The organism is Isoalcanivorax indicus (assembly GCF_003259185.1).
Taxonomy (GTDB): domain Bacteria; phylum Pseudomonadota; class Gammaproteobacteria; order Pseudomonadales; family Alcanivoracaceae; genus Isoalcanivorax; species Isoalcanivorax indicus.
On record NZ_QGMP01000001.1, the window covers coordinates 793,861 to 811,179 of the forward strand.

A 17,319-nucleotide genomic window follows, 5' to 3' on the forward strand; every position below is an offset into this window, starting at 1 on the left:
TGTCTGCCATGTCAAAACGCCGGACCGGTGTCCAGCACCGCCTGACCCGTGTCTACCTGATGCAGGTCGTGCTGATCAGCCTGGCCACTGTGCTCGGCGTGATGGCCACCGCCAAGATCATCGAGCATGTGCTGGTCAAGCAGGCGCTGAAGCTGGAAGCCGAGCATTACTGGGCGTTGTACGAAGACGATCCCGATTTTCCTCGTCCCAATACACGACATCTGCTCGGGCTGCTGGTGCGCGAAGACGGTGGCCCGGACAGCATCCCCGCCAGTTTCCGGCAGTTGACGCCGGGCTATCACCGCATTGATCTGAATGATGACCGCCCGCTGGTGTATGTGGAATACCATCCCTCTGCGGAGGTGGCCGCCAGGCTGTATCTGATCTTCGACGAGCGCCGCGTTTCCGCACTGGCCCTCGTCTTCGGTGTGTTGCCCCTGACCGGCGTGTTGCTGGTGATTTATCTGATGTCCTTCCTGTCCTGGCGCAAGTCACGCCAGTTGATGTCGCCACTGGTGCAACTGGCCGAGATGCTGCGCGGGGCACCGATTACTGATCCCCGCGCTGCGCGCCCGGCGTTTGACGAGATCGAGACAGAAGCCGATTCCGAAGTGGCGGTGCTGGTGGCCTCACTGGAAGCCTACGCGGATCGCTTGCTCGATTTCGTCGAGCGCGAGCGTCAGTTTACCCGTGATGCCAGCCATGAGCTGCGTACACCACTGGCGGTGATTCAGGCCAATCTCGCCTTGCTGGCGGCACGTTTTCCGGAGACGCCATCGGTGCAGCGCATCGAGGATACCGTGGAAGACATGGAGGCACTGATTGCCACCCTGTTGCTGCTGGCGCGCAGTGAACATCGCGATTTGCCCGAGGAGCGGCTGATCGTCAACGATCTGGTACTGAATCTGGTGGAACGCCTTCAGCCGCTGGCGGACAACAAGCAGGTGGAGCTGGTGTGTGAACAGCGCGCCATGCTCAAGCTGACGGCGCCGGAGCAGGTGCTGGCCATTGTTGTGACCAACCTGGTGCGTAACGCCATCAACTACACCAATTCCGGCAGCGTGCAGGTGATCGTTGGCCGCCAGGAAGTGCTGGTGCGTGATACCGGGCCAGGGATCAATCCGGACGATCTGGAGCGGCTGCTACAGCCTTTCGAGCGCGGCACCGGGAACAAGGAAGGCGGGCACGGTCTGGGCCTGGCCATCGTGCAGCGGTTGTGCGAGCGTTTTCGCTGGAAGCTGGAGGTGGCCAGTGAACTGGGTCACGGCACCCAGGTCCGCATCACCTTTCCGGCGTGGCAGACCTGGACCCGTTTCTGACCTCAGGCCGGTTCGCGAATGCAGAAGCCCACCCCGGGCATGGTTTCCAGCAGGTGCACATCAAAGGGCTTGTCCACCGCCTTGCGCAGGTTATACAGATGGCTGCGCAGGGCATCGGAATCCGGCACCAGATCGCCCCACAATTCCTGCTCCAGCTGCTCGCGGCTGACCACCTTGGGCGTTTCGCGCATCAGAATACGCAGGATGCGGAAGGCGGTGGGTGACAACTTCAGCACCTGACCGCCACGCCGCACTTCCTGGCGGGCCGGGTCCAGTTCCAGATCGGCCACGGCGAGAATATGCGGTGCCACTTCGCGGCGTTCGCGGCGCACCAGGGCCTGGATGCGCGCGGACAGTTCCGGCAGGGCAAACGGCTTGACCAGATAATCGTCACCGCCCCGGCGGAAGCCTTCCAGTTTGTCGTCCAGCTGGTCACGGGCGGTGAGGAAGATCACCGGCGTATCCAGCGTCAGGTCGTGGCGCAGGTATTCGCACAGGGAATAGCCATCCTCGCCGGGCAGCATGATATCCAGCAGGATCAGGTCGTAATGGTGCTCACGCAGCAAGGAGCGTGCGAGGGCGCCGTCCCCCGCATAATCGGCCGAGGCCCCCAGTTCTTCGAGGTACTCGACCACGGTCTGGGCCAGTTGGCGGTGGTCTTCCACCAGCAGGATGGCGAGTTTTTCCAGCGGTCGGGTCATGGCAACGTGATCCTTGTGGTTTGAGATATCCGTATTGGATACCACTATCGTCCTGAGGAGCGCGTCAACGCAAGATCAATGCTGCGACACTTTGCCACATTGAGGCCTGTCCGGGCCCTCCTGATAATGCTGCCCTGACTGGATTCCGGGGTTGTGATCGTGAGCACTGTGTTCTGCCGCCTGATGGCCCTGTTACCGCTTGCGGCGCTGCCCCTGCCGTTGTGGGCGCATCACCCCGTGCTCCCGAATGACGAGCAGCCCGCAGGCGGCGCCCGACTGGAAACGATTACCGTTCATGCGCCTGACGCGGGCGGTCTGTCCTCCACGGCGGACGACAAGCTGGAGGCATTCTTCCGCGCCAGCCGCGCCCAGAGTCTGCTGGACGGCGAGCGCTGGCGCGAAGGGCGGGCAGGCAATCAGGAGGATGCCTTCAGGCGGGTGCCCGGTGTCTGGGCAAGCAGCGAAAACAACGGCGACGATGTGGCCCTCTCGATCCGCGGATCAGGCATTTCCAGCAGCAGTTTCGGTCGCGGCATTCGTTCCTATCAGGACGGCATTATCCTGGGCAGTCTGGATGGCGGCACCACCAACCAGCTGGTGGATATGCTCGCCTATGACCACCTGGAGGTGTATCGCGGCCCGGCGGCCCTGGCACTGGGGGCGGCCACCACCGGTGGTGTCATCAACTATGTCAGCCGCACCGGCCGCAACACGCCGGGCTGGCTGCTGCGCAGTGAAGCCGGTCGCTTCGGTTACCGCCGCAACCAACTGGCCCACGGCGGGCAGGATGGCGATCTGGATCACTTCGTCAGCATCAATCACACCTGGCAGGAAGGGTTTCGCGACCAGCAACGGCAGAACAACCTGCGCCTGAACGCCAACCTGGGGGTGCAGCTGCATGACGACCTGGAGCATCGCACTTATCTGATGGTGACCGAGGCCAACACGGAGCTCGCGGGCGCGATTCCCCTGCACACCCTGAACCGCGACACGCGTCGCCAGGCCGCCGCCAACAACGTGCAGTATGACGCGGACCGCAACTGGCAGGATATTCGTCTGGCCAACCGCGCCCTGTGGCAGATCGACGATCGACAGCGCCTGACCACCAGCGCCTTCGTGACCCGCAGCCGCCTGGATCATTTGCCGACGCCCTTTGTCGGCATCATCGACAACGCACTGGAAAGCTATGGCGTGGGCCTGGATTACGCCCTGGACCAGGAAGGTGGCCATACGCTGGTGGCCGGCGTGCGAGCAGGGCAGGGCAGTGACCGGCTGGCGCGCTTCCAACAGACTCCGGACGGCCAGCGCAAGGGCAACCAGACCTACGATGCCCGGCTGCGCACCGTGCAACTGGAAGCCTATGCCGAGCAGACCTGGCAGGTCAGTGAGCGTTGGCGGTTGAACCTCGGGGCTCAGGCACTGCATTCGCGGCGTGCACTGGATGACTTTATTCGTGAATCGCCTCCGCCCTGTGCCGAGTGCACGGGGCCCCAGCCCCAGGCCAACCCGGATGACATCAGCTACCGGGTGACCTATCGCGGTTTTTCACCGAAAGCGGGCGCTACCTTTGAATGGACGCCGGGCCAGCTGGTGTTTGCGCAACTGGCGCGCAGCATCGAAGGGCCCGCGTCATCGGAGCTGGGCAATAATCCGATTCCCGGCAGTCTCGATGCGCAAACGGCTGTCACCGCCGAGCTGGGCAGCCGGGGCGTGCTGTCGTATGGCTACTGGGAACTGGTGCTGTACCACACCCGCATCGAAAACGAGATCCTGAATCTGGATCTGGATGGCGCCACGGGCATCTTCAATGCCCGTGGCGACACGGTGCATCGCGGTATCGAACTGGGCACCGGGTTGCACCTGCATGACGACCTGATGCTGGAAACCGTGTACAACCTGTCCGATTTCCGCTTTGATGACGACCCGGATTTCGGCAATAACCGCCTGCCCACCCAGCCGCGCCATACCCTGTTCATGAGCCTGCGTTACAGCACGCCCGGCGGGCTGGTGGTGGCGCCAAACGGGCGCTATGTGAGCGGCTATGACCTGACCTACCGCAACACCCCCGGCCAGAACTGGCAGGCGCCGTCGCATACGCTCTGGGGGCTGGTGGTCAGCCAGGAATTCGCCAACGGCCTGCGGTTGTTTGCCGAGGGCCAGAACCTGACCGATGAAGTCTATGTGGCCTCGGCCACCGCCGTTGTCGCGCCGGGGCCGACCGCCACCTCCGGTAACGTCAATCCGGGCGGCCCGCGGGCCTGGTACGCCGGCTTCGAATATCGTTTCTGAGGACACGACATGCTCTCCCTGCTGCTGCGCTGGCACCGTCGACTGGCGCTTGTTGTCGCCCTGCCGGTGTTGCTGTGGGTCATCAGTGGCCTGACCCATCCGCTGATGGCGCACGTCTGGACACCGGAACTGCGCTGGCAGCACCTGGCGCTGCCCGCGCTGCCGCAGGCGGATGAGGTGATCCCGCCGCAACGTCTGTTGCAGCGGCACGGCTATGAGGCCGTCGATCAGATCAATCTGGTTTACGTGAGCGGCCGTCCGCAGTGGCAGGTGGCGGTCTACGGGCCGCGTCTGCAGGCCGAGCGTTACCGCGAGGCGCGGCCACCGGCCAATGTGGCGCTGAGCTATTACGATGCGGTCAGCGGCATCCCCGTGGTCGGCGGTGAGCGACTGCATGCCATGGCCCTCGCGCGGATTCTGCTGGGGGACCCGCAGGTTGCGGTGACCGACGTGACCCGTCTGGACGACTTTGACCTGCAGTACCGTTTCGTCAACCGCCTGCTGCCGGTGCACCGGGTCAGCTTTGATCGCGATGACGGCATCCAGTTGTATATCGACGTGATCGGCCAGCGTCTGGCCGCCGCCGATAATCACTGGCGCCGGGCTGGCTTGTGGACCTTTGCCCAGTTCCATAACTGGCATTTTCTTGGCGAGCGGCATCACCCCCTGCGCACCGGCGCCATTACCGTGATGATCAGCCTGACCTTTGTCGTCGGGCTCGGCGGGCTGGTGTTGTACGCCGTGCAGTGGCGCAAACGCCGGGGCCGCCAGGGCCGTGATGGCGCACACCGCTGGCATCGTCGCCTGGGGCTGGTCATGGCGCTGGCGATGCTCGGGTTTGCCAGCAGCGGCCTGCATGTCGTGCTGGGCCAGTTCCAGGCCGAGGACCATCTGGCCTGGCGGGCCGATACCCGCATACCTGTCAGCGCCCTGACCTGGAACCCGCTGGCTTCCGTGACCGCACAGACCATCGGCCTGTCCCATGCCTGGCTGGACGGCGAGCCGGTCTGGCAGTTGCGTGAAAATGTGGAGGGCGGTGAAGCCATCCGCTATGTGCATGCGCAGACCGGCAACGCCCTGAGTGACGATGCAGACCGTGATTATGCGCTGGCGCTGTATCAGGACTGGGCCCGGCACAGTGGTCGCCCGGTACAGCCGGTTACCTTTACCCGCGCCTTGCCCGACTTCGCCATGGACTATGTCTCGGTCTACAAGCGCCTGCCGGTGCAGCGGCTGGGTCTGGCCCAGGCACCGCTGAGCACCTTCTTCGTGGAAACCCATACCGGCCACGTCGCCCATGCGGCGACCCCGGAAGGGCGACTGCGCAGCCGCCACTTCATGAACCTGCACAAGTATCACTTCCTCGGCAACCTCGGCCTGGGGCCGGCCGCCCGTGACCTGGTCATCAGCATGGTGGTCGTGCTGATCCTGATCGTGGTGCTGCTCGGCACGGTGGCCTGGCTGCGCCTCAGCGGCCGTCGCTGATCCTTAAACAATAATGATTCTCATTGACACAAAGAGGATTGCGCCCCATCATTGCAAATAGTTCTCGATAACTAAATGTAATGATATGCATTCAAACTTCCTTGCTCCGACGCCTGTGCTGCTGGTGCTCTGCCTGCTGGTGACGCCAGCGCATGCCGACAACGTCGCCTGGCTGGATCAGATCGTGGTTACCGGCACCCGCACCGAGCGCAGCGTGATCGACGCGCCCGTGCGCACGGAAGTGGTCACCCGCCAGGAGCTGGAGCGCACCCATGCCCGGTCATTGAAGGAGGCACTGGAAAACGTGTCCGGGCTGCAGTTGCGCGAGATTCACGGCAAGGCCGGGTATGAAGTCTCCCTGCAAGGCCTGAGCGGCGAGCAGGTGCTGGTGCTGGTGGACGGCCTGCGTATCTCAGCCAGCACCGGCTCCACGGTGGATGTCAGCCAATTGGCGCTGACCGAAGTCGAGCGTATCGAGATCGTCAAGGGCGCCACCTCGGCGCAATACGGCAGCGCCGCCATGGGCGGTGTCATCAATGTTATTACCCGCGATGTAACGCCGGGTTTCAGTGGCGAGATGCAGGGCGATATCGGCAGCTATGGCAGCCAGAACCCGTCCACCCATCGCATCGACATCGCTCGCCGCCATGCCCGTGCCCGGGTGGACACCGGCACCGAGACCCTGCGCTTGCGGCTGGCGGCAGACCGTCTGGAGAGCGACGGTATCACTCCGGTGCCTGGCGGTTGGGCGCGCCCCTCGGATGAAGTGGACCGGCAACAATACGACGCCCGGCTGGAATGGCACCCCTCGCCCGACGGGCGCTTCTATCTGCAAGGCGGACGGTTTACTGAAGACGGCATCAGCCGCGCCTCCGAGCGCTTGCCCGGTGGCGTCTTGCTCAACACCAGCAAGACCGAAGCGGTCATTCGCGACCGCTATGTGGCGGGCGGGCGCTGGGCCTGGCCGGGCGGCTTCGCGGTGCAGCTCAATGGCGTGCACGAGCAGTTCAGCGACGACACCCTGAAATATTCCCCCACCGGTCCCTTTGACGACCGCTATGCAGAGATGGACCTGTCCCAGCTTTCGCTGCAAGTGGATAGCCCCTATTACGACGGCATGGATGGCGCCCTGGGTTACAGCTTCCAGATGGGCGGCGACCTGCATCACGAAAGCCTGCGCCAGACCAAGGACGGTGTCTCCGAGCTGGACGGCACGGATCGCGTCAGCCGCCGCAGCGACGAAATCTTTCGCCAGGACACGTTTTTTTATGGCGACGCGCTGGAGCTGGTGCTGGGTGTGCGCCACCAGTACGACAGCGACTTTGGCAGCCATGTCGCCGGTAACGCCGGTGCCCGCTGGCACCTGTGGCGCGGCAGTGACTGGCGCACCACCGCGCGGCTGGGCTGGGGGCAGGGCTACCGCGTGCCCAACCTGAAAGAGCGCTTCTATCTGTTCGATCACAGCCAGCTCGGCTATGTGGTGATCGGCAATCCCGATCTGCAACCGGAGCGCTCGCAGAGCTGGCAATTGGGCACCACTTTTTCCTGGCGCGAGCAATGGGTGCTGGAACTGGGCGTGTTTCATAACGCCCTGCGCAACCTGATTCAGATCGATGCGGATACCGACCCGGTGCCGGGCGGCACTGTGCAGGAGTACCAGTACGACAACGTCGCCCGCGCTATGACACGCGGCGCCGAAGTCGGACTGGACTGGGCCATCGCGCCGCGCCTGAGCCTGCATCTCAACCACACCCATATGCAGACCGAAGACCGCGACAGCGGTCAGCGCCTGACGCGGCGCCCCCGGGATATCAGCCGCGCGGGCATCAATATGGGCGTCACGGAAACCACCGAACTGACCCTGCGCGGCCGCTACCAGAGTGACGAACTGGCCACCAGCGCCGGGGCGCGCTCGCCGGCCTGGCGCGCACTGGATATCAGTCTGACGCATCAGGCGACGCCAGCACTGAGTGTGCTGGCGGGCGTCGACAACCTGTTTGACACACAACGCGACTTTGCCGACCCGGCAGATTTTTCACCGATCGTCGGGCGTTTTATTTATCTCGGCGCGCGTTATCAATTTGGCCAGCGCTGAAGAAGGTGCGGCCTGCAACACAACCGGAGGGAGATCACCATGCAAGACAGAAGAACATTTTCGCACTGGCGTGTGTCGCTGATGGGCGCCGCCGTGATGGCACTGGCCGCCTGCGGCGGCTCATCAGGCAGCAGCACACCGCCGGGTAACGGCGGCGGCGATGAGCAGCCGGATGTCCAGGCGCGCAGCTACGACGCCAGCAGTTATACCGACTGGGTGCATGTGAATCTGGAAAGCGGCGACACCGTGGCCGAAGACGGCGACTGGCACATTGCGCTGCGCCGCACCGAACTGCGCCTGAATGGCGGCGATTCCGGCCCGGGCAATACGGCCGGTGCGCTGGTGGCAGCGCAGGATGATTTTTATGACGGCGACGGCGAGCCGAACAGCAGCGTATTTCTGAATGCCACGCCGGATTCCGAGCTGAGTCCCTTGCTGGAAGATTATCCGGCCCCGGCCACTAATGCCTGGATCGTGGACCGCCTCTCCAGCGCGTTTGGTGGCATGAATGACTGGTATCTGTACCAGCACAGCGCACCGCAGTGTGATGCGGGTGCTGGCCTGATTGTGGCCAACCCGGACAAGGGCTGGTTGCTGAAATCCGGTGAAGGCAACAGCTATGCCCGCGTGCGCGCCACCGATATCGTTTTCTGCACCCGCGATGGCAATGGCGTGGAAACCTTTACTTTCGAATTTGATGTGCAGGTGCCGGATTCGGACCAGTTCACCACCGAGGCCACCTTTACCGGCACCTTGCCGCCGGCGGGCGGCGAAGTCTGCTTCGATTTCAACGCTGACGAGATTGTGGATTGCACCGGCAACGCCTGGGACCTCAAGGCCGGTTTTGCCGGCATGAACTTCTTCCTGCGCAGCAATAGCGGCGACAGCGGCGACGGCGCCGGTGGCGTATTCGGCCCGCATGACTGGGCGGACCTGGCCACCTGGCAAAGCGCCACCATCGACCCCGACAGTGGCGAACCGATTCCGGCACACCTTTATGCCGCCGACAGCAGCAGCGGCATCTTCGCGCAGCAAAGCTGGTACGCCTACAACCTGCAGGGCAACCACCGCCTGTGGCCGAACTACCGCGTCTACCGCATTGATACCGATCGCAATGACGACGACGCGCCGCAATTCCAGTTGCAGGTCACCGGCTACTACAGCGAAGGCGGTGCCAGTGGCCACCCGCGCCTGCGCTGGCGGCAGCTTGATCTGAACGCTACACAGGAGTAATTCCATGACGCAGGCATCGACTCACGCCAGCCAGACCACGGCGCCTTTTTCGCCGGAACAGCGCCAGGCCCTGCAGGCCGCCTGGCGCGCCCTGCGCGAAACGCAGCCGCGACTGCGTATTCGCAACGCGGCCGAGCAACTGGGGGTCAGCGAACTCACGCTGCTGCTGACCGAACCCGAAGACAAGGTGGTGCGGCTGCAGCCAGCCTTTACCGACCTCTATCCGTCGCTGTCGTTGTTGGGGCGCATCATGACGCTGGCGCGCAATGATGAAGTGGTGCATGAAACCACCGGCCAGATGAGCAAGTTCAGTGTCATGGAAGGCGGCCGCATGGGCCTGTGCCTGGGCGAGATCGACCTGCGGGTCTTTTTCTCCCACTGGGGGCATGCCTGCGCGGTGACGGAGGCCGGGCCGAAAGGTCCGCGCCACAGTGTGCAGATGTTTGATCACAGCGGTCAGGCGGTGCACAAGATTTATGCCACCGATGGCACCGACATGCAGGCCTGGGAGGGGCTGGTCGCACGCTTCCGCGCCGCCGACCAGCGCCCGCCGCTGGCACTGCAACCGGCACCGGCATTCCAGCGCCAACCGTCGCTGCCCGATCCGCAGCCGCTGCGCGATGACTGGGCGGCGATCACCGACGTGCACCAGTTTCACGACATGTTGAGACGCCACGGGCTGGATCGTCTGACGGCGCTGGAGCAGGTGGGCGAGCCCTGGGCGCGTCCGGTGGCCCAGGACAGCGTCGAGAATGTGCTCAACAGCGTGGCGGAGATCGGCACGCCGATCATGGCGTTTGTCGGCAATCGCGGCATTGTGCAGATCTACACCGGCCGCGTACACCGGCTGCTGCGCACCGGCGAGTGGTTCAATGTGCTCGACCCGCATTTCAATCTGCATATGCGCACTGGCGACATGAAACATCTGTGGGTGGTACGGCGGCCTTCGGAGGACGGCGATATCACGTCGCTGGATGCGTTCAATGCGCAGGGCGAACTGGTGCTGAGCCTGTTTGGCGAACGCAAGCCGGGCAAAGCCGAACTGCCTGCCTGGCGCGACCTGCTGGCGCAGATTCCGAGGGTGTCGTGAACAGGCGCGGACGGGTTGCCGTGCTGGCGGCGCTGCTGCTGGTGCAGCCTGCGTCGGCGCAACCGGCCCTGGAGCAACGGCTGGTGGTGGCGGGTGGCGCCGTGACCGAAATGGTCTATGCCCTGGGCGCCGAAGACCAGCTGGTGGCGGTGGATGACACCAGTGTCTGGCCGCCCGCCGCCCGTGCGCTGCCGAAGATCGGTTATGTGCGCGCCCTGCCGGTAGAGGGCATCGCCTCGCTGCGTCCTGACAAGGTGCTGGTGTCGGCAGACGAAGCGGGGCCTGCGCGCACCTTGCGCCAGTTGGAGCGTGTCACGAAGGTCGTACCCATCACGGCGGCTCACTCTGCGGAAGGGGTGCTGGCCCGGGCGCATCAGGTGGCCGCGGAAACCGGCCGCGAGGAAGCGGGCGCCGCGCTGGTGGCACAGCTGGAAGCCGCGTTCGCGCGCATCAATGAGCGCCTGCCGCTGGCCGACCCGCCGCGGGTGCTGTGTCTGCTGTCTGCGGGCAGCCATGGGGTGCGTCTGGCGGGGCGCGACACCAAGGCCCAGGCGCTGTTGGACAGCCTTGGTTTGCCCAACGCGGTGGGCGATCAGCGCGGCTACCGGCCCCTGAGCAGCGAAGCCTTGCTGGCGTTGGCGCCGGACATGGTCATCATCGCTGAAACCGTGCCGGGGGAATTCCGTGCCGAAGACTGGCCCGCACTGGGCATGACGCCCGCCGCGCGGGCAGGGCGCATTCTGGTGGCCGACAGCATGCTGTTGCTGGGGTTTGGTCCGCGCTTGCCGGAGGCCATGGCGCAGGTGCTGGATGTGGCCACCGGGGCGGGTGAGGGCGAGGCGAACGCAGAGAGAGGCGTAGTGTGGTCCCGGTAACGGCTCGCCTGTCGCCGCGACCGGCATTGCTGGGGCTGGCGGTACTGCTGGTGCTGGGCGCCCTGCTGGCCTTGCGCACCGGCCCCATGCCGCTGACCAGCGCGGAAGTCTGGCAGGGTCTGTTTGTGCAGGATGCCGAGCCCACCGTGCAGCTGGTGGTGCGCGAGCTGCGCCTGCCGCGCCTGCTGCTGGCCATGCTGGTGGGGGCGGCCCTGGCGGTGTCCGGCGCCCTGTTGCAGGGGTTGTTCCGCAACCCGCTGGCGGACCCCGGACTGATCGGCATTTCCAGCGGGGCGGCGCTGGGCGCGGTCAGCGTGATCGTGCTGGGCGAGCGCGTCTTTGCGCACTGGGGCATGGCGGTGCCGGGGATGGCCTTGCCGCTGACGGCGTTTGCCTGTGCCTTGCTGACCACGGCGGTGATCTGGCGCATTGGCAGCCGCCAGGGCGAGACCCATGTGGCCATGCTGCTGCTGGCCGGGATTGCCATCAACGCCATCGCCATGGCCGGTGTCGGCGTGATGACGTTTATGGCCGACGACGGCCAGTTGCGCACCCTGACGTTCTGGACCCTGGGCAGCCTGGCTCAGGCCGACTGGCGCGACTTGCGTCTGGTGGCGCCCTGGATCCTGCTGGTATTGCTGGCCATGCCGGTGCTGGCGCGCGCCCTCAACGCGGTGCTGCTGGGCGAATCCGTCGCGCTGCACCTGGGCCACGATGTGGACCGGCTCAAGCGGCGCATTGTCGTGATGTGCGCCTTGGCCGTGGGAGCCGCAGTCTCGGTGTCCGGGCTGATCGGTTTTGTCGGGCTGGTGGCCCCGCATCTGGTGCGGCTCACCCTGGGGGTGGATCACCGCTGGCTATTGCCCGCCTCGGCGTTGCTCGGCGCCGTACTGCTGGTGCTGGCGGATACCGCTGCGCGGCTCATCGTGGCCCCGGCAGAATTCCCCATTGGTCTGATGATGGCCCTGATTGGCGGGCCTTTCTTTCTGGCGCTGCTGATGCGCCGCTTTTCCTGAGAGACAGAGATGAGTGACACGCGAACGGCGGCGCGTCTGGCGGCGCCGATACTGCAGGCCCGTGATGTGGTCCTGGTGCGTGGCGGCCAACGGCTGCTGAACGCGGTCAGCCTGCGTGTGCAGGCCGGCGAGGTGGTCATGTTGCTCGGCCCTAACGGCGCGGGCAAATCGACGCTGCTGCGGGCGCTGGCCGGGGAATGGGCGGTGCAATCCGGCGATATCCGGCTGGGGGGCGAAGCGCTGACCGGCCTGTCGCTGGTGGCGCTGGCACGTCGCCGCGCGGTGATGCCCCAGCAGGTCACGCTGAGCTTTCCGATGCGGGCGGAAGAGGTGGTGGCGCAGGGCCTGCCGGGTCGCGAGGCCGGCGATGCCGGGCACCCGTCCGTGGCTGCGCAGATGGCCTGGTGCGATGTGGGTCATCTGGCCGGGCGTCTGTACAACAGCTTGTCCGGCGGCGAGCAGCAGCGTGTGCAACTGGCGCGTGTGCTGGTGCAGCTGCGTGCCATGCCCGGTGAGCGGTTATTACTGCTGGACGAAGCCACCTCGGCGCTGGACCCGGCGCAACAGTACCGGTTGGTGGCGCAACTGGCGCTCCTGGCGCAACAGGAAAATACCGCGCTGATCATGGCTTGTCATGATCTGTCACTGGCGGCGGCTTATGGCAGCCGGATACTGCTGCTGGCCCATGGCGCGTGTGTTGCCGACGGGCCGCCGGAGAGTGTCTTGACCGAAGAGAATCTGGCGGCGGTATATGGTCTGGATGCGTGCCTGGATACGCGTGGCCCGTTACGGCAGGTGCGCGTGCGCGGTGCCTATCCTTCCTCGCGCGCTTCGGCACAGCCGACGCACAAGGTGACGGTGGGATAAAGCGCCAGCCGTTTTTCCTGAATCACACAACCGCAGTCTTCGCAGTAGCCGTAATCGTTGTTGTCGAGGCGTGTCAGGGCTGCACGAATGGCGCGGATTTCATGCCGTCGCCGGGCCGTGGAGGATACCGACATGGCTTGCTGCTGCAAGGCGTCCATGCGCGACAATCGCCCAACGCTTTGCTGATCCAGTTCAACGGGTTTTCGCGCACTGCTGCTATCGGCGTCAATTTGCTCGAGCATGGCCTGACGTTCCAGCAACAGCTTGCGAAGCGGTTCGAATTTCATGGGCTGGCCTTGGCGTTTTTGCCATTGATCCTGCGCACTATGGCGCGCGCTTTCCTGGCTGTCCATGGTGGCACGACGCCATCATTGTTGCCGGGAAAAATAGACCTTGGCGGCAGCATTGACCTTCGGCGCCAGCAGCAATGATGCGATCATGGTCGGGATGGCCATGACCGCATACATGCCATCAATCAGCCCCAGCACGGTATCCAGTGACACCACGCTGCCAATCAGGATCAGTGCACCGTAAAACCAGATGTAATGATGCTGCACTTGCGCGCCGCATAAAAAACCCAGGCATTTCGCGCCGTAATACCAGAACGTCAGAATCGTGCTGAGGCTGAGCAGTGTGACCATGATGGCCAGCAGGGGGCCGGCCAGCACCGGCATGACCGTGTTGTAGGCGCTGAGGGTCAGGGATACGCCCCGGTCACTGCTCAGCCCGCCGCCATCGCCGTCCCAGGCGCCCGTTACCAGCACCACCAGCGCGGTACAGGTGCAGATCAGCAGGGTGTCGATGACTGGGCCAAGCATGGCCACCAGCCCCTCGCGTACCGGCTCGCGGGTGCGCGCTGCACCGTGTGCCATCACTTCCGTGCCGATACCGGCTTCATTGGAAAAGGCGCCCCGGCGCACACCTTCGACGATCACGGTCCCGAGAATCCCTCCGGCCACCGCCTGGCCGGTAAAGGCATCGCGAACGATCCAGGCCAGCGCCGCCGGGATATCAGCGAGATGCTGGCTCAGCACGGCGAAGGTCATGCCCAGATAGAGCAGTACCATGGCCGGAACCAGCCGGGAGGTAACCAGGCCAATGCGTTGTATCTGACCGAGGACCACCAGCACCACCAGCGTCAGCACTATCAGGCCGATACTGATGTCGAAGCCGAAGCTGCTGTCCTCGCTGACCCAGCCCTGCGGCACCGCCACCACATCGCGCAGCAACTGAACCAATTGGTTGACCTGAAAGACGGGCAGGGTGCCCACCAGCCCGGCCACCGCAAACAGGGTTGCCAGCGGCCACCAGCGCTTGCCCAGGCCCTCGCGCACCACATACATGGGGCCGCCCTGAAGATGGCCCGCACTGTCGCGGCCGCGATACATGATCGCCAAGGTGCAGGTATAGAACTTGGTGGCCACACCGACGACAGCGGTCACCCACATCCAGAACACGGCGCCGGGTCCGCCCGCCGTAATGGCCACCGCGACACCGGCAATATTGCCCAGCCCCAGCGTGCCGGACAGCGCCGTGCTCAGCGCACGGAAATGGGAAATATCGCCGTCGTCGTCGGGGTCATCGTACTTGCCGCGCAAGATACCCAGCGCATGGCCGAAGTGGCGATAGGGGAGCAGACGGGAATAGATCACGAAGAAGAGGCCGCCACCCACCAGCAACAGCACCAGCGGTGGGCCCCACATGAAATTGGCGAACGCCTTGAGCGCGGCTTCGATCTCGTCCATGGCATCCGACCTTAGCACAGACCCGGAAGCCGATGCCCGTCCGGTCTGTGGGCGTCAGCGGTGCTTGTTGCCGGCGATCCAGCGATCCAGCGCATTGGCAAACGTCTGCTTGTCCTTCAGGCCCATGGGCGGCGGCCCGCCGCTGGCCAGCCCGGCGCCGCGCATTTCTTCCATGAAATTGCGCATCGTCAGGCGCTGCTGGATATTGTCGGGGGTGTAGAGTTCGCCGCGCGGGTTCAGTGCCGTGGCGCCCACCTCGATAGTGCGCGCCGCCAGCGGGATATCGGCGGTAATGACCAGATCGCCTGATGCGACCTGCTCGGCGATATAGTCATCGGCTTCATCGAAGCCGCCGGGCACCTGGATGGCCCGGATCAGCGCACCCGGCGGCGTGCGTTGCGGCTGGTTGGCCACCAGAATCATGGGCATGCCCACCCGCTGCGCGGCGCGAAACAGCACCTCGCGAATCATGTTGGGGCAAGCATCGGCATCAACCCAGATAGTGGGCATGGGCATCTCCAGCGTCGGACAGGCCGCCTATCATACCCCCATCCCGCAGATAGCGCTGGCGCTTCGACTGCGCCTGCTGTAGACTCCGCCCGCTTGAGTGACAGCATGCCCGTTGGTAAACGCGCTACTGTCCGTACCGGCTCTGCCGGTACCAAATCCCGTACCGGCCCCTCTCACTGTCCTCGTGGACACGTCATGGGCTTCTCACGGGAAGCCTGGTGCGATGTCCTGCGGCGATCATATAGCCGCCGCCTGATATCTCTTACATTCGTATGTTGAAGCGCATGGTGCGAGCCACTGCGCACAAGGTGATACATGTCTGTTCAAAACGACAGCCCGGCGTTCGACGCCCTGGGCCTCGATGCCGTAGTGCTCAAAGCCATCGGCGAAATGGGCTATACCCAGCCTTCCTCCATTCAGAGCGCCATCATTCCGCTGATTCTTGGCGGCCGTGATGTCATCGGTCAGGCCCAGACCGGCACGGGCAAGACGGCGGCGTTCGCGCTGCCGCTGATTTCCCGTTTCGGCGGCGTTCCGGCCGAAGGCGTGCAGGTGCTGGTGCTGGCCCCCACCCGCGAGCTGGCCTTGCAGGTGACTGAATCGTTCGAAAAATACGGCAAACATGCCCGTGACCTGCGCGTGATCGCGCTGTGTGGCGGCATGGATTACCGGCCGCAGACCAAAGCCCTGCGCGAAGGCGTGCAAGTGGTGGTGGGGACCCCGGGCCGGGTAGTGGACCATCTCAAGCGCGGCACCCTGCGCCTGGACACCCTGAAGTGTCTGGTGCTGGATGAAGCCGACGAAATGCTGCGCATGGGCTTTATTGATGACGTGGAATGGGTCATGGAGCAGACCCCGAAAATCTGCCAGGTCGCCCTGCTGTCGGCGACCATGCCGCCGCCGATCCGCAAGCTGGCCCAGCGCTATCTGAAAGATCCGGAAGAAATTACCGTGGCCACCAAGACGGCCACGGTAGCCGCCATCCGTCAGCGCTACCTGTTTATCAATCACCGCGACAAGCCGGACGCGCTGTTGCGCGTGCTGGAAACCGAAACCTTTGATGGCGTGATCCTGTTTGCGCGCACCAAGGAAAGCACCGTCGAACTGGCGGAGTTCCTGCAAGGCGCAGGCTTCCGCGCCTCGGCACTGAACGGCGATATGGCCCAGCCGCAGCGTGAGCAGGTGGTCGAGCAGTTGAAGAACGGCCGCGTGGATATCCTGGTCGCCACGGATGTGGTGGCCCGTGGTCTGGACGTGCCGCGCATTTCCATGGTGCTGAACTACGACATTCCGTTTGACGGCGAAACCTATGTGCACCGTATTGGCCGCACCGGTCGCGCCGGCCGCGAAGGTGATGCGATTCTGTTCGTGACGCCGCGCGAAAAGCGCATGCTGATGAACATCGAGCGCCTGACCCGTCAGAAAGTCACCGAGATGCCGCTGCCCCGTGGCGCGGACATCAATGCAGCACGCCAGGCCAAGTTCATCCGTCGCCTGGGTGAGGTGATCGGCCGTGGTGGTCTGGAGGATTATCGCGCACTGATCGAGGCCAGCCAGGCAGAAACCGGTGCTGATCCGGTGGATATCGCCGCCGCACTGGCGCGTCTGCTGCAGGGCGACAAGCCGCTGCTGTCGGAAGATCGCCCGGCGCAGGTGATTCGCCTGAACCGGAATGATCGTGAACCGCGTGCTGATCGTGCTCCGCGCGAAGGGCGTGCCCGCCGCGAAGGCGGCCGTGAAGACCGCGCGCCGCGTGCGCCGTCCGTGCCGGATGCGGGCATGACCCGTTACCGCATTGACGTGGGCCGCACCCATGGCGTCAAGCCGTCCAATATCGTCGGCGCGATTGCCAATGAGGCCAAGCTCAACAGCACGAATATCGGGCGGATTGATATCTTCCCGGAGTACAGCACGGTGGACCTGCCGGATTCACTGCCGCGTGCCGCGCTGACGCACTTGCAGAAAGTGTGGGTGGCCGGTCAGCAGATGAATATCCGTATGGATAACGGTGCCGCCGCGCCGGTGCGCGCCCAGCGCAACGCCGGTGGCAGTGGTCGTCCGCGCCGCGCCAATGGCTGATGTCTGATTGAGAGA

The 17,319-nt window shown here is 64.5% G+C and carries 14 protein-coding genes; 10 read left to right on the forward strand and 4 right to left on the reverse strand.

All coding sequences use genetic code 11. The features are described 5' to 3' along the window. Positions 1-8 precede the first annotated feature (8 nt). Positions 9-1,319 (forward strand): sensor histidine kinase, encoded by a 1,311-nt coding sequence (locus DKW65_RS03695; protein WP_111655994.1) that lies wholly within the window; start codon positions 9-11, stop codon positions 1,317-1,319. Between the two features lie 2 nt (positions 1,320-1,321). On the opposite strand, the gene DKW65_RS03700 is transcribed toward DKW65_RS03695, so the two are convergent. After that, on the reverse strand, positions 1,322-2,020 hold the full coding sequence (locus DKW65_RS03700) for a response regulator transcription factor (protein WP_111655995.1): 699 nt from the start codon (positions 2,018-2,020) through the stop codon (positions 1,322-1,324). Between the two features lie 159 nt (positions 2,021-2,179). Here DKW65_RS03700 and DKW65_RS03705 point away from each other — a divergent pair, with 159 nt between their 5' ends. The 8 genes from DKW65_RS03705 (at position 2,180) to DKW65_RS03740 (ending at position 12,970) form a co-directional block, all read left to right on the forward strand. Beyond that, positions 2,180-4,309 (forward strand): TonB-dependent receptor family protein, encoded by a 2,130-nt coding sequence (locus DKW65_RS03705; RefSeq protein WP_162925678.1) that lies wholly within the window; start codon positions 2,180-2,182, stop codon positions 4,307-4,309. Between the two features lie 9 nt (positions 4,310-4,318). Continuing rightward, positions 4,319-5,794, forward strand: coding sequence for a PepSY domain-containing protein (locus tag DKW65_RS03710; RefSeq protein ID WP_111655997.1), 1,476 nt, complete (start codon positions 4,319-4,321; stop codon positions 5,792-5,794). An 85-nt stretch (positions 5,795-5,879) separates the two neighbouring features. After that, a complete protein-coding gene (locus tag DKW65_RS03715; protein ID WP_111655998.1) occupies positions 5,880-7,889 on the forward strand; it encodes a TonB-dependent receptor plug domain-containing protein in 2,010 nt (669 codons plus the stop codon). A 39-nt stretch (positions 7,890-7,928) separates the two neighbouring features. Then, a complete protein-coding gene (locus tag DKW65_RS03720) occupies positions 7,929-9,122 on the forward strand; it encodes an HmuY family protein (RefSeq protein ID WP_162925679.1) in 1,194 nt (397 codons plus the stop codon). A gap of 4 nt (positions 9,123-9,126) precedes the next feature. Then, on the forward strand, positions 9,127-10,212 hold the full coding sequence (locus tag DKW65_RS03725) for a hemin-degrading factor (protein WP_111655999.1): 1,086 nt from the start codon (positions 9,127-9,129) through the stop codon (positions 10,210-10,212). Further along, complete coding sequence (locus tag DKW65_RS03730; protein ID WP_162925680.1) at positions 10,209-11,087, forward strand: heme/hemin ABC transporter substrate-binding protein; 879 nt, start codon at positions 10,209-10,211, stop codon at positions 11,085-11,087. The genes DKW65_RS03725 and DKW65_RS03730 overlap by 4 nt, the downstream gene beginning before the upstream one ends. Further along, a complete protein-coding gene (locus tag DKW65_RS03735) occupies positions 11,075-12,103 on the forward strand; it encodes a FecCD family ABC transporter permease (RefSeq protein ID WP_170124533.1) in 1,029 nt (342 codons plus the stop codon). The genes DKW65_RS03730 and DKW65_RS03735 overlap by 13 nt, the downstream gene beginning before the upstream one ends. A gap of 9 nt (positions 12,104-12,112) precedes the next feature. Further along, the gene (locus DKW65_RS03740) at positions 12,113-12,970 is read left to right on the forward strand and encodes a heme ABC transporter ATP-binding protein (RefSeq protein ID WP_111656001.1); all 858 of its coding nucleotides are present in this window, start codon (positions 12,113-12,115) and stop codon (positions 12,968-12,970) included. Here DKW65_RS03740 and DKW65_RS03745 read toward each other — a convergent pair. From DKW65_RS03745 to DKW65_RS03755, 3 genes are all read right to left on the reverse strand, one after another. Beyond that, positions 12,916-13,257 (reverse strand): TraR/DksA family transcriptional regulator, encoded by a 342-nt coding sequence (locus DKW65_RS03745; RefSeq protein WP_111657504.1) that lies wholly within the window; start codon positions 13,255-13,257, stop codon positions 12,916-12,918. The two genes, DKW65_RS03740 and DKW65_RS03745, sit on opposite strands and share 55 nt — an antisense overlap. Before the next feature lie 81 nt (positions 13,258-13,338). Beyond that, positions 13,339-14,715 (reverse strand): alanine/glycine:cation symporter family protein, encoded by a 1,377-nt coding sequence (locus DKW65_RS03750; protein ID WP_111656002.1) that lies wholly within the window; start codon positions 14,713-14,715, stop codon positions 13,339-13,341. A gap of 54 nt (positions 14,716-14,769) precedes the next feature. Next, positions 14,770-15,225 (reverse strand): YaiI/YqxD family protein, encoded by a 456-nt coding sequence (locus DKW65_RS03755; RefSeq protein ID WP_111656003.1) that lies wholly within the window; start codon positions 15,223-15,225, stop codon positions 14,770-14,772. A gap of 315 nt (positions 15,226-15,540) precedes the next feature. Between DKW65_RS03755 and DKW65_RS03760 the strand changes: the two genes are divergently transcribed. Beyond that, a complete protein-coding gene (locus DKW65_RS03760; RefSeq protein ID WP_111656004.1) occupies positions 15,541-17,304 on the forward strand; it encodes a DEAD/DEAH box helicase in 1,764 nt (587 codons plus the stop codon). Positions 17,305-17,319: the final 15 nt, after the last annotated feature.